This is a genomic window from Planococcus antarcticus DSM 14505, assembly GCF_001687565.2.
In the GTDB taxonomy this organism is placed as follows: domain Bacteria; phylum Bacillota; class Bacilli; order Bacillales_A; family Planococcaceae; genus Planococcus; species Planococcus antarcticus.
In genome coordinates this window covers 347,675-361,297 of the sequence record NZ_CP016534.2, presented here as the reverse complement: position 1 = coordinate 361,297, position 13,623 = coordinate 347,675, and the positions used below count along the sequence as shown (strand labels likewise).

The window sequence follows — 13,623 nt, the reverse complement described above, 5'->3', positions numbered from 1 at the left end:
CGCAAGCGCCCATCTAGATTCGACGGGCATAAGACGCTCTGGCGAAGCGGCGTTTCTTCAGCCGCACAGCCAGAGTGGCTTATGACCCTAGAGTCTGGGCGCTGAAGCCTAGACAATCAAGAAAAGCGCAAGCGCCCATCTAGATTCGACGGGCATAAGACGCTCTGGCGAAGCGGCGTTTCTTCAGCCGCACAGCCAGAGTGGCTTATGACCCTAGAGTCTGGGCGCTGAAGCCTAGACAATCAAGAAAAGCGCAAGCGCCCGTCTAGATTCGACGGGCATAAGACGCTCTGGCGAAGCGGCGTTTCTTCAGCCGCACAGCCGGAGTGGCTTATGACCCTAGAATCTGGGCGCTGAAGCCTAGACAATCAAGAAAAGCGCAAGCGCCCATCTAGATTCGACGGGCATAAGACGCTCTGGCGAAGCGGCGTTTCTTCAGCCGCACAGCCGGAGTGGCTTATGACCCTAGAATCTGGGCGCTGAAGCCTAGACAATCAAGAAAAGCGCAAGCGCCCAACAACTTAAAAGAAAAAAAGCCGTACGCATTTCCTTTGCGTACGGCTTTTTCTACTTTTTCTTTTTGCGCCAAAGCAATAGCTGTTCTATACCAATGGCGATGACTGTACCGGTGATCAAGCCGTTTGATAAAGTAGCTGCAAGAACAGAAGGCAAGTTCCCCATGCTTTCAGGTGGCACGAACATAATGCCCACGCCGCTCATCAAGCCGAACGCAGCTACTTTATAGGAATATTGTCTGTTTTTTTCATTTTCCAGTTCCGTAAAGGCCATTTCCACCATTTGGGTGAATACAGCAAAAATGACCGCATAAGCTACCGGAGCTGGTAAAGAAGCAAGAATAGCCATGAGTGCTGGGAAAAAGCTGATTAGCACAACGATGACACCGCCGAAGATGAAAGGCTTGAGCGCTGGTGTTCTGGTGGCACTGACAAATCCAGCCGCTCCTGAAATCGGCACAGGACCGATGGACGAAAAAATTCCAGCAATGATGTGGTTGATACCGGATGCCACTGAAGCTTGTTTGATGCGCTTAGGCGCTTGAATTGAAAAGGAATTCTTCAATACGCTTTCCATTACCCGGATCGATGCCATCATATTGGCAATTAGCAGAATGGTTAAAAACAAAGCCGTGATGAACATGCCGCTGTCCCAAATCAACGGTCCAAAAACCAGCATTTCAGGCAAGGCAATTAAGGTGCTCCCCCCGCCTTCAGCCTCGGGTGATTTTCCAAGAATCCAAAAAATCAGCCACCCGGCTGCAATCGCAAACAGCATGGAATAGCGACTGACCCACGGCACTTTGTGGCCCATGAGAAAGAAAGTCAGTAGAATCACTGCAATGCCACCCAGCAGCACTATTCCATCCACTGCATCTCCTTTCGAAACGATTCCCAATAAGCCTGATAAAATCGACTCGCTGATTTGGAGCACCAACAATAACAAATACACGAAAGTGATGGTTGGTGTAAAAAAAACCTTAAGCTTGTCAACCAAACCTGTATAGGCAAACACGATAAAAAGGACACCGCTGTACAACAAACCACTCTGCAACGCTTGAAGGGATTCTTCCATAGAGGCATACAAAATTCCGACCAAGCCCGCGTAAACAATGAAAATACCCCACCACAAACCGGCAGGCCCTTCGTTGATCGGCATTCGATGCCCGATAAACGCCTGCACTAAACAAGCAATACCAAGCACGAACATAGTCCGCTGCACAAATAACGCAGTATCTGTCGCATCCATACCAAAGATGCTGGCAATTGCAATTGGTGCCGCAATAGAAGAAGCAATCAAAAAAACCGCCCATTGCACACCACCAAAAATATTTTTCATAATCAATTTCTCCACTTCTTTGTTCTGATCGGTTGGTTACAGTATACACCTATTGAAACGATCAAAAAAAGCCCTGACAGTTGTCAGGACTTTGATTTATTACGAGCCGCTTTTTCTTCATTCACTTTGTGTACGGCTTCTTGCGGATTAACGATGTCTTCATCTGATCTTTCCGAGTCAAAACCATCTTTGTAGACGACTGGATAACCTTGTTCTTCCAATTGCTTCACTTGCTTGTGTGAAGCTTTAACCAGCAAGCGCACGATCAGCACGGATAAAATGAATATAATAACGACAGAAATAATCCCAGGGATGTATTCCGATTTGTCTTCAGGAAAATATAAAAAATCCATTGTATTGATTCCCACCTTTAAACCTCAAGTTTCATCTTATTATACATGATTCTTGCGCTCACTCTTTGAACGAACGTGAACATTTCATGGCAAGTGCTTTTAGGCTTTCAAGGACTTCGTATCGATAAAAAAGCCGATTTTAGGAAAAATCGGCTTTTTCGAACTATCAATAACTTTCAGAAACGACGGCAAATCGTTTATTCTTATGTTCACCACTTTCGATTTCATCAACCAATGCAATTGCGTAATCAGCATAGCTGATGTAGCTTTTTCCTTTGCTGTTGACGATAAACCCATCATCGCCTTTTTGATAACGTCCTGTTCTGTGACCTTCCGGATCGAAAAATGCAGCAGGACTCAAAAATGTCCAATCAATCCCTTCTGATGCTTCCAAAACGGCCAGATTTTGTGCTTGGCCGTTAGCGACCGACTTGAACGCTTCAGGAAATTCAGGGGTTTCCACCAAACGAGTCGTCCGCGCTTCATCAACAAATAAGCTGCCAGCACCTCCGACCACGATCAAACGAGTATCACGAGCTTCTTTGAGCGAATCAATAAGAAGTCTTCCAGCTTCAACGTGTTGACTTGCCTTTTCGGGAGGGACACCAAAAGCGTTGATTACTACATCAAAAAGAGCTAAATCTTCTGACGTCAAACTGAAGACATCTTTTTCTAGCACCGGCACGTCCGGATTCTCAACTTTCTGCGAATCCCTCACAATGGCCGTCACTTTATGCCCTCTTTTCAAAGCCTCTTTTAAGATTAAATTACCAGCTTTTCCGGTAGCACCAATAATTCCTACCTTCACTTACCTCTCCTCCAATCTCTATCATCTGTACAGAACGAACAAAAAGATTAGCTTTTAAGAAATGGTTCGGCTTTGCTTTTTATATACTTGAAGAGGCGGAATGCTGTTGAGTCACATTAAATCGATCGGCCGCTTGCTTTAATATTTCGAAAGAACGTTTTCTTTTTTCCTGATCATAGATATAAGAAACAGCAATCACTTCATCAATCTGCAAGTCGGCTACAAAAGCCCCCAAGCGCTCGCCTATCGTCTCTTCATCACCTTTGAAAGTGTATTGCGACATTCCCCGCACCATCATTTCCTCGCGGTAGCTCCATTGTCCATCCATCGTATCGAGTGGCGGCTTCAGCAAGTTCTTGCTACCTCTAACGACATTCAAATAGAATTGATCAGCGGACGTCGACAAAATCTCAGCTTGTTTATTAGAATCGGCACCAATAACGTTGACACAGACCATTACGTACGGCTCAGTCAAGTATTCAGAAGGCTCGAACTGATTTCGGTAAATCTGCAAAGCCTGTTCTAGTTGCTGCGGTGCGAAATGGGCTGCAAATACATATGGCAGACCGAAGCGTGCAGCAAGCTGAGCACTAGAGGTGCTGGATCCCAAAATATAAATAGGTACTGCCGTTCCCACACCTGGATGTGCTCGGACAGGTCCTTGTTCTTCAAACGGTTTCAGGTAATTTTGCAATTCGACGACATCTTGCGGAAAAGCGAACGCAGTTTCCTGGGTAGTTCTGCGGAGCGCGTGTGCTGTCTGCATATCTGTTCCTGGAGCACGCCCAAGACCGAGATTCAAACGGCCCGGATGCAAGGTTTCCAAAGTGCCAAATTGTTCTGCGACAACCAAGGGTGTATGGTTTGGTAGCATGATTCCGCCCGATCCAACTTGAATGGATTCGGTATTTTCAAGCACCTTGGAAATCAAAATCGCCGTAGCAGAACTGGCAAGGGTAGCTGTATTGTGGTGCTCAGATAACCAAAACCGCCGGTAGCCCAATTTTTCTACATGTTGTGCGATAGTGACCATTTCGTCTAATGCGTCTTTCGTCGTTCCGCCTTCACGAACTGGAACCAAATCCAGAATGGAAATCGGAAATGAATTTACAGGATGTGACATTTTTTAACTTCCTTTCATCCTCCGTATGCTCTAAGGATAAAAGGAAAATTTATGGTACACAAACTATCTGCCTGCCTTTCGCCAATTAACATTTAGCCCATCGCCGATTCAGATTTCGTAACTCTTTCCTATTACCGCAAACTCTACTTTCCCAGAATAACTGGACTTTGCCGCATGCAAAATCTCATCCAACTCTCCATATTGTGGCAGATGGGTCAACAGCAATTGTTTGACACCGGCACGTTCAGCAAGGTTTCCAGCTTGACTGCCACTTAGGTGCCCTTGAATAATTCCAATGTATTTTTCATAGAGATTCGATTCAGCAACAAGTAGATCAGCTTCTTGAGAAAAATCGATCAACTCTTCTTTCCAACTCGTATCTGCAGTAAACACAACGTTCTGGTCATTCGCAGTGAATTTTATGGCCAGACAATAAACCGGATGAACCGTTTCACAGAATGAAACCTTCCACGGGCCTAGCTCAAGCGTTTCTGAAGCCTGTATGGCTCGACCTTCCGTGACGCCTTTATACGACAGCTTCTCGAATTCATTCCCATCCTTATCATGGGCATAGATAAGCAAAGGGGTCTTCCATTCTTTCAGTTGCATGCCTACCATAGCAGCATGTTGCAATACGCCGATATCAGCAACATGATCCGGATGGTAATGGCTGATGATTACAGCATTCAGATCACATAACGCTGTGTAATTCTGAACTGCCGCCAATACCCCGCTGCCACAATCGACCAGACAACGAAATCCGTTCTGTTCAATCAAAAATGCTGATGTTGCCTCATTTTTATTGGGATAACCGCCCCAAATGCCTATCGGTATGATTTTCAAAAAACCACTTCCTATCTGCAATTTTCTCCAGTATAACCTATCAATCAAAGTTCCTCTTGTTTAACCCTTCACTTGCGGTGGTATGCATACTAGTAAGATAGAAATTATTTGGAGGGATTACATTGACTTTAAAAATGACAGTTGAAAATGCAGTTCAAGCAAGAAAAGAAATCGAGAAATTAGCAGCTCAGGGATACACGCACGATGATATCTACATCTTCGCACACGACAAAAAACGCGGCAAAGACATCACGAAAGCATTAGACACAGAAGAAGTCGGCATGAAAGAACAGGGCTTCCTGGATAGCATGAAAAACATGACTAGCTCACGGGGCGATGAGCTCCGTGCAAAATTAGCAGCGGCCGGCTTATCGGATCAAGAAGCAGAGCAGTACGAGGAAGAGCTTGATAAAGGGAAGTTAGTTATTGTCGCAAACAAAAACGTAGAATAATTGACTTCTGAAGCATCGCTTATTACATAGCGATGCTTTTTTGTGCGATAAGTTATGTTGAGCTCTATTTTTCAACTATTCTAATATGTTATTTTTGTCCAATTAGTATGTAGGTATATTGAGTTATCTCTTTTTTTAAAGCCTTTTTCCTGTTGTGTCCCCATATCTCTTTTGTTATATTTAGATAGGGATTTTTTAATTATTAAAAAATTTATGAATGCATTAATTCGCACCAAGGGGGAACAATATGAAAAGTTTAAAAATGGGGAGTGCTTTTGTCGGCATTATCGTCGGAGCTGGATTTGCTTCCGGTCAAGAGATTCTGCAGTATTTTACTAGCTTCGGTCTTATGGGAACAATCGCAGCAATTCTTGCAACCGCTTTATTTGCATATTTAGGGATGAGTTTAACACGACTCGGAAGCCGGATGAAAACGACATCACATAAAGAAGCTATTTTCGGCATCAGCGGAAAAATAATCGGTACCATCGTTGATTACATTATTATCTTAACTCTTTTTGGAGTCGGGGTAGTGATGATTGCGGGGGCAGGCTCTATCTTTTCTCAACAATTCAATTTGCCAGCGCCACTCGGCAGTACGGTGATGGTGATTCTTGTCATTTTGACTATTATGCTGAATGTCCAAAAAGTTATCGCTATTATCGGCAGCATTACACCGTTTCTAATCATTGCTGTCATAGGCTTGGCTGTATACAGTCTGATGACGATGGATTCTACGTTTGCGTCATTAGATCCGGTTGCTAATAAACAAAATTCAGCTTTGTCAAACTGGTTCCTGTCTGCCATCAATTATGTGTCATTTAATATTGCAGTCGGTGCTTCGATGGCGATTGTCATGGGTGGCACCGAAAAAGATGAAAAAGTCGCAGCACGCGGCGGACTCATTGGCGGACTCATTTTAGGTGGTCTGATTATTCTAAGCCATTTGGCGATTTTCTCAAAAGTGGATGTTGTCGGCAATGCCGAAATGCCGTTGCTGCAAATTGCTGATGATATTTCGCCGGTGCTCGGAATCTTCATGTCATTTATCCTTTTCGGCATGATTTACAATACCGCGGTCAGCATGCTGTTTTCATTCTCTGCACGTTTTGTTGTAATGGGTACAGCGAAATCCCGCATTTTCATTATCGTTGTCGGCACTGTCGCTTACATCTTAAGCTTTGTCGGTTTTACAAAACTCGTCAGTTGGTTTTATCCGACCATCGGTTTTCTTGGTTTGTTCCTCGTCGGAGCTTTAATTGTTGCCGACATCCGAAAATCGCATCACAAGAAACTTCAGTAAGCGGGATCACTTTTCCGCGACACCCAAGCCGCCAAAGCCTGCCACACTGCTTTGGCGGTTTTTTTATGGTACTGTGAAAAGCGAAGGCGACCATGGAGCTCCGACAGGCTTAAGGCGGACTAGCCAAGTGGCGTATTTGTGCCACTGGGCTGGGCTGACTTGAGACCCCGAGGAGCTGGGCGCCGCAGCTAGACAAAGAATTGCGAAGGCGACCATGGAGCTCCGACAGGCTTAAGGCGGACTAGCCAAGTGGCGTATTTGTGCCACTGGGCTGGGCTGACTTGAGACCCCGAGGAGCTGGGCGCCGCAGCTAGACAAAGAATTGCGAAGGCGACCATGGAGCTCCGACAGGCTTAAGGTGGACTAGCCGAGTGGCGTATTTGTGCCACTGGGCTGGGCTGACTTGAGACCCCGAGGAGCTGGGCGCCGCAGCTAGATAAAGAATTGCGAAGGCGGATAATCACGCTAAAAATCAAAGATGCCATCATCTTATGACCGCTGAATAAATTGAAAAGGAGTCTCTTTATGAATCAATTTATCAAAACACCAGAACAACAAGCGTTAATCGATCGACTTCGTGCCTTACAGCCGATTTTCCAAGCACGCGAGCCGGAACTGGATGTACGTGGCTCCTTTCCTTTTGAAAACATCAAAGACCTAAAGAAATTAGACTACCATACCTTGACCTTGCCGCGGGAACACGGCGGTCAAGGGTTTGGGCTGTACGAATATGTATTGGCTCAGGAAGCCATAGCTGAAGGATCAGGATCGACGGCACTTTCAATCGGCTGGCACGTCGGCATTGTTCTGGAATATGCTGAGAATCGTCATTGGCAGTCAGAATCCGCTGATTGGCTGATGGCAGAGGTTGCAAACGGCGCGCTTATCAACACCGCGGCTACAGAAGCCAATGCCGGAAGCCCAGCCAGAGGCGCTTTGCCGCAGACCACTGCTGTTCTTGATGGAAACCACTATATCATAAATGGAAAAAAAACCTATACTTCTATGGCGCCCGCCCTCGATTATATTTTCGTAACCGCGGCCACAGAAAACGATGAAGTCATCACTGTCATCATTCCACGCCATACTGGTGGGGTGTCAATCGACGAAACCTGGGATATGCTAGCGATGAGAGGTACTGCGAGCCATACACTGGTCCTCGATAAAGTCCGGATTCCTAGAACCCATATTTTGAAACCCGCTAGAACTGCAGCAGCCACTAAAGGCTGGTTACTCCATATTCCAGCATGCTACATTGGAATTGCTGCGGCTGCGAGAGCCTATGCAGTCGAGTTCGCCGCTAATTACATCCCTGCATCTCTTGACAAGCCAATTGCAGAGACCCCTGCCATCCAGCAGATCATCGGTGAAATGGAACTTCAGCTTGCTACTGCCCGCCATCTTTTATACGGAACTGCAGAACGCTATAGCCATGCTGCCAACAAAGAAGACATGGATGAAGCTTTGAATATCACAAAAATAGCCGTTACTCACGCTGCTATGGAGGTTGTCGATAAGGCCATGAAGATCGTTGGCTCCCGCGCTCTTTCAGAAGACAACCCGATGCATCGTCACTATCTCAATGTCCGAGCGGGACTCTACAATCCACCAATGGAAGACATGGTCAAAAATCAATTGGTGACGCGAGCAATCAAGGCTTTTACACAACACTCAAAAACAGAGGTGAAATAAACCATGGAAACCATCGTTTGGATCAATGATACTAAGATACATGCTCTCAACTTCAAAGAAGAAGTGAGTGAAGAATCCAATTCTAAACAACAAAAAAGAAAAATCTCTTTCGACTTTAAAGTGACTAGCGAAGAATACCACGACATTGCAGTACTGCTGTATAAAATGCATTTTCAGATTCGCATTCCAGTGCAAAAACTGGAGTTTGATGCGTCAATTTCCAATTATTCAACGTCCATCACCGACTTGTATAAACCTGGACAAATAGCCGATTATTGTTTGGAGTTGATTGAAGAGCTGTAGATAGGCTAAATAGGTACTGTTCACCTTTCTACAGTTCGCAATATAGCGAATAAATAGCACTTCGTTGCTTATTTACTGTACTTCTTAGCACAAATACGATTGAAGCTTTGTGTAAAAATTGACTGCTTTAGTTCAATTCATGCAAACAGCAAAAGAAGCCCAAGACCTATCAGAGGTTTCGGGCTTTTTTCAATTCTGCTTAAAACGACTACCTTTTTTGTTAGTCCGCAATCTAGCCATTAATTCTTCTGCTTGCTCACTTTTGATACGGGTAGTTTCTTCATCCAAAGCAACTGCCAACTGGCCGTTCTCCGCACCGATGATAAACCAGGCATTGATCTGACTTCCTTCCGGCAAGCGGTTGGCGGGCAAGACCAATTCTAGCTCTTCGCCTTCCACTAAAATGACTGCATATCTGCCGTCTTCAATCCGATCTAAAATTCCTTTCATCGCCTTACCCTCCTATGCATGCCAAGTCCTGTTCTTGAATATCATCCAGCGTTCCTTGGCCAATTCCTTTAATATCAAGCAATTCTTCCACATTTTCAACTGGCCACTGGTCGATGATGGATCACGCATAAACTTCGCCGATTCCTGAAATTTCCTGCAATTCTGCTGAGGAAGCTATGTTCAAATCAATGCACCGGTTCTCACCTTCGGTTGGCACCCCTTCCTGCTGCGTCTCTACACGGTAAGACTTGCCGTCTGTTCTAACCAGAATGGTGCCGTTGACATCCGTGCCATATACTTCTGCTCCTGAGTTTTCTGCAGCAGCAATTACCTCTGCATGCGGATGGCCATAGGAATTATCAGCTCCAGCACTGTAAATCGCCACTTCAGGAGCTACTGCCTTCAAAAATTCTGGACTTGTCGATGTATTGGAACCGTGGTGTCCCACATGCAAAATTTCCGCATCCAGGTCCATGCCATTGTCGATCATTTCCTGCTCCTGCTTAACCCCTGCATCTCCTGTGAAAACAAATCCTACATCACCATAGGTTATTTTCAATGAAACAGATTCTTCATTCGTTGCACCGGTGATTTCGTCTGGGTACAGCACTTCGATTTGCAAAGATCCCACTTCAAAGCTGTCGCCGCTTCTCGGTTCCACATAATCCGAGCCGCTCGCTTCGATAGCCTGTAGGGCATTGAGGAATGTATTAGAACTGCTCGTATTTCCGGACATCCACACTTCCCCAACCTCGAATTCCCCGATTACCTGCGCTAGCTGGCCGATATGATCAGCATCGGGATGGGTGCCGACAACGATGTCAATATCCTGGATTTCCTGTTGTTTCAGGTAATCCACTGCTTCTGTCGAATTCCAGTTGCCTGCATCAATCAACATCGAAAACCCTTCAAACTCCAATAACGTGGAATCCCCCTGGCCGACATCAATATAATGCACTTTCAACCCCCCCTGGACGATTTCCTCCCCAGCGAGTTCTTCAACTTGCTCACTTTCTTGATCTGTTTCGTTGCCATTGTGTTCTTTTTCCGGCTGCTCAGTAATTTCCGTACAAGCTGTTAACAACACCAAAATAAGGACTGTCAGTAAAGGAATTATGATCTTTTTCAAAAACTCACTCCTCTTTCTCCAGTGAATTTTACCACAAGCAAACCGAAATGAAAAAGCAGGACAAGGGAAATCCCTTGTCCTGCTTTTATTTAAGTAGACATGTAGTCGCCGCCGTTCATATGCAGGAACTGGCCTGTCATATAGGAGTTCTGGGGATCCGCCAAAAAAACATAGGCTTTAACCAGCTCATAGGGCTGTCCTGGACGTCCTGCTGGCACATCTTCACCAAAGTCGTCGGCTACGTCCGGATTTAAATCAGCATAGGTTTTAGTGATTAACGGTGTCCAGATTGGTCCTGGCGCGATGCCGTTTACTGCAATTTCCTCCCTTACCAAGCGACGGGCCAACGACCGAGTCATTGCCACCATTGCCCCATTGGCTCCTGCATAATCGATCAGATCCGAATGGCCACGGTAAGCATTGATGGAGGCTGTGTTGATAATACGTGAACCTTTTTTCAAATGTGGAAGGGCCGCTCGAGTCAAGTAGAACATGGCAAAAGCTTTGATTTCAAAGGTCTTCAGCATCTGTTCATCGGTAATAGCCAGAGGAGAAGTTTGGGGATATTGATAACCGGCATTGTTGACTAAGATATCCAATTGGCCGAACTCAGCCAATGCGAATTGGACCAACCGGTCACAATTCTCTGATTTTCCCAAATCACCGCTTAGCGCTTTGGCATCGCCTCCGTAGCCTTCAATCAGTTGAATTGTCTTTTGGGCACCTTCGTCGTCACCGAGATACCCGATGACCACTTTTGCGCCTTCCTTAGCGTAAGCAATTGCGACCGCTTGTCCAATCCCACTGCTAGCGCCTGTGACTATGGCGACCTTTTCAGTGAGTGCTCCACTGGCTTTATAGTCTTTTAAATCGGTATTATCAAACTGCTTATCCACCATCTCCCCACCCTTTCAGCACCTAATATATACTAGGAATTTTTGTTAAATGCCAGACGTCGTTTGAGTATTGCTGGATGGTGCGATCACTTGAGAAAATACCGGAAGCTGCTATATTTTTCACGCACATTTCAGCCCACTTTTCCGGATGCGCATAAGCCTTCAAGATCTGTTCATGCGCTTTTGAATAACTGCGAAAATCCTTTAATACGAAATAAGGATCGCTATCTTCCATCAACTGTCCAACAATAAAATCGACATTGTTTTTTCCGTCTGTCCATTCACCTTTGATCAGCTCTTCCATCAATTGTGCAATTTCCGAATCCGAATCAATTATTTCCTTCGGATTGTAGGATTTTTCCTTCTCGTATTGCATGACCTGCTCAGCTCGCATTCCGAAAACAAAAGCATTTTCTTGGCCAACCTCTTCAAATATTTCGACATTTGCACCATCAAAAGTACCAATTGTCAATGCGCCATTCATCATCAGCTTCATATTACCTGTTCCTGAAGCTTCTTTGGAGGCTGTCGATATCTGCTCGCTGACATCTGCCGCCGGAATCAAGTATTCCGCTTGTGTCACGTTGTAGTTTTCAACAAAAACGACATGAAGGTGTTTTCTTGCCAACGGATCGCTGTTCACTTTTGAGGCAACTGTATTAATCATTTTGATCACTTGTTTAGCAAAATGGTAGCTCGGCGCTGCTTTTCCACCAAAGAAGAAGGTCCTCGGATAGGGCCGATACGTTGGATCTCGTTTGATCCGATCATACAGCATTTGGATATGAAGGATATTCATCAACTGGCGTTTATAGCCATGGAACCGCTTGATGTGAATATCAAAAATTGAATCCGGATCCACGACGACGTTTTGGTTTCGTTGGAGGTGGTGAATCAAATGCTCTTTTTTCAAGCTTTTGATTGCTTGGAAATCCTGAAGAAATGAATGGTTTTGCGCAAAATAATGCAATTCGCTCAACCGTTCAGGTTCCTTGATCCACCGCGGCCCAATCGCTTCTGTAATCAGTCCCGACAATTCATGGTTAGCTTTAAGCAACCACCGGCGATGCGTAATTCCATTAGTCTTGTTATGAAATTTATTCGGGAATTGTTCGTTCAGTTCTTTCATTTCGCGCTTTTTCAAAATCTCAGTATGCAATTTTGCCACGCCGTTCACTTTATAGCTTCCCACTACCGCCAGTACCGCCATTTTAATGGTGCCATTTTCGATAATGGACAGTTTGTGGAGAGCCTCCTCATCGAGTTCCTGCTGCTGCAAGCTCTTTTTAAAGCGTCGATCGATTTCTTCGATGATCAGATAGATTCTTGGGAGCAAGGACTGGATCAAACGGCTGTCCCATTTTCCCATTGCTTCTTCCAGAATCGTATGATTTGTATAAGAAATAGTGCGGGTCGTGATATCCCAGGCTTGATCCCAGCTTAAGGCATGATCATCAATCAACAGGCGCATCAATTCTGGAATGGCCAGAGCTGGGTGCGTGTCATTGATTTGGATAGCAGCATTTTCAGGAAGTGCCTCTATAGAAAAACTACGATTATTTAAAATGGTTTGAAGCGATGCACTGCATAGGAAATATTGCTGTTTCAGACGCAGAATTTTTCCGGCCTCTAGAGAATCATCCGGATAAAGTCGATCCGTGATTTTAGCAGTTTCATGCTCATAAACCGCATAATCTTCGCGACCGGGAAACGGTCGATCCGAAACCTCCGCTTGCCATAATCGAAGGGTATTGACTGTACCACCATTTGCCCCCACAACCGGCATATCATAAGGAATCGCTTTGACCCATTCCGGGTTTTCCACGTTGACTTTAAGTCCATCCAGCCCCATGACCACTTGGATCTCTCCGTAATAAGAAATGTCCACCGCCAGTTCCTCGCGGCGAATGTCTACATTGTGTTCTTGCTGTATCCACTGGGTAGGCTGTTCTGTCTGATAGCCGTTGACAAAATGCTGTGTGAATAAACCGCCCTTGTAGCGCAAACCATATCCGTGACCCGGCAACCCAAGAGACGCCAAAGAATCCACAAAGCAAGCCGCTAACCTTCCAAGACCTCCATTTCCGAGACCCGGTTCCGTTTCCAGTTCCTCTATCTCGGACAGTTGCAGACCCAGTTCATCAAGTCCTTCTTTTACGGTGTCGTAAAAATTTAAATTGATGAGGTTTTGCCCCAGAACTCTTCCGATAAGGAATTCTATGGAAAAATAATACAATTTTTTTTCGTTATTATCTCTATATAATTGGTTGGTTCGATTCCAGCGCTTCTGAATCCACTCCTGTGTCATTTCCCAAAGCGTTTCATAGGCCAGTTCCGCGGTTTTTTCCATTCCCTTGCGTTCCATTCGAGTGACAAAGCTTTTCTTAAACTCTTCTTTGTAAGAAAACATAATTGGC

General features: G+C 45.2%; 13 protein-coding genes. 4 read left to right on the top strand and 9 right to left on the bottom strand.

The annotated features are described in order from the left end of the window. Positions 1–567: 567 nt before the first annotated feature. The 5 genes from BBH88_RS01915 to BBH88_RS01895 form a co-directional block, all read right to left on the bottom strand. Entirely contained in the window at positions 568–1,854 is a 1,287-nt protein-coding gene (locus tag BBH88_RS01915; RefSeq protein WP_065536236.1) for a purine/pyrimidine permease, read from the bottom strand. Between the two features lie 83 nt (positions 1,855–1,937). Continuing rightward, a complete protein-coding gene (locus BBH88_RS01910) occupies positions 1,938–2,207 on the bottom strand; it encodes a hypothetical protein (RefSeq protein ID WP_065536237.1) in 270 nt (89 codons plus the stop codon). Positions 2,208–2,373: 166 nt separating this feature from the next. Next, entirely contained in the window at positions 2,374–3,015 is a 642-nt protein-coding gene (locus BBH88_RS01905) for an NAD(P)-dependent oxidoreductase (RefSeq protein ID WP_065536238.1), read from the bottom strand. 79 nt (positions 3,016–3,094) lie between these two features. Continuing rightward, positions 3,095–4,138, bottom strand: coding sequence for an LLM class flavin-dependent oxidoreductase (locus tag BBH88_RS01900; protein ID WP_065536239.1), 1,044 nt, complete (start codon positions 4,136–4,138; stop codon positions 3,095–3,097). A 108-nt stretch (positions 4,139–4,246) separates the two neighbouring features. Next, positions 4,247–4,981, bottom strand: coding sequence for an MBL fold metallo-hydrolase (locus BBH88_RS01895; protein ID WP_006829378.1), 735 nt, complete (start codon positions 4,979–4,981; stop codon positions 4,247–4,249). 122 nt (positions 4,982–5,103) lie between these two features. Here BBH88_RS01895 and BBH88_RS01890 point away from each other — a divergent pair, with 122 nt between their 5' ends. The 4 genes from BBH88_RS01890 (at position 5,104) to BBH88_RS01875 (ending at position 8,731) form a co-directional block, all read left to right on the top strand. Further along, positions 5,104–5,433 (top strand): YflT domain-containing protein, encoded by a 330-nt coding sequence (locus tag BBH88_RS01890; RefSeq protein ID WP_006829379.1) that lies wholly within the window; start codon positions 5,104–5,106, stop codon positions 5,431–5,433. 247 nt (positions 5,434–5,680) lie between these two features. Further along, positions 5,681–6,736, top strand: a complete 1,056-nt coding sequence (locus tag BBH88_RS01885) for a YkvI family membrane protein (protein WP_006829380.1) — start codon at positions 5,681–5,683, stop codon at positions 6,734–6,736. Positions 6,737–7,261: 525 nt separating this feature from the next. After that, a complete protein-coding gene (locus BBH88_RS01880) occupies positions 7,262–8,428 on the top strand; it encodes an acyl-CoA dehydrogenase family protein (RefSeq protein WP_006829381.1) in 1,167 nt (388 codons plus the stop codon). A gap of 3 nt (positions 8,429–8,431) precedes the next feature. Beyond that, complete coding sequence (locus BBH88_RS01875) at positions 8,432–8,731, top strand: DUF3219 family protein (protein ID WP_065536240.1); 300 nt, start codon at positions 8,432–8,434, stop codon at positions 8,729–8,731. A 189-nt stretch (positions 8,732–8,920) separates the two neighbouring features. Here the strand turns inward: BBH88_RS01875 and BBH88_RS01870 are convergent, their stop codons facing one another. From BBH88_RS01870 to glgP, 4 genes are all read right to left on the bottom strand, one after another. Beyond that, on the bottom strand, positions 8,921–9,181 hold the full coding sequence (locus BBH88_RS01870; protein ID WP_006829383.1) for a DUF3006 domain-containing protein: 261 nt from the start codon (positions 9,179–9,181) through the stop codon (positions 8,921–8,923). 121 nt (positions 9,182–9,302) lie between these two features. After that, positions 9,303–10,310: an MBL fold metallo-hydrolase gene (locus BBH88_RS01865; RefSeq protein ID WP_238323380.1), complete on the bottom strand. Its 1,008-nt coding sequence runs from the start codon at positions 10,308–10,310 to the stop codon at positions 9,303–9,305. An 89-nt stretch (positions 10,311–10,399) separates the two neighbouring features. Further along, entirely contained in the window at positions 10,400–11,209 is an 810-nt protein-coding gene (locus tag BBH88_RS01860; RefSeq protein ID WP_065536241.1) for an SDR family oxidoreductase, read from the bottom strand. A 19-nt stretch (positions 11,210–11,228) separates the two neighbouring features. Then, positions 11,229–13,616: a glycogen/starch/alpha-glucan family phosphorylase gene (gene glgP, locus BBH88_RS01855; protein ID WP_065536242.1), complete on the bottom strand. Its 2,388-nt coding sequence runs from the start codon at positions 13,614–13,616 to the stop codon at positions 11,229–11,231. Positions 13,617–13,623: the final 7 nt, after the last annotated feature.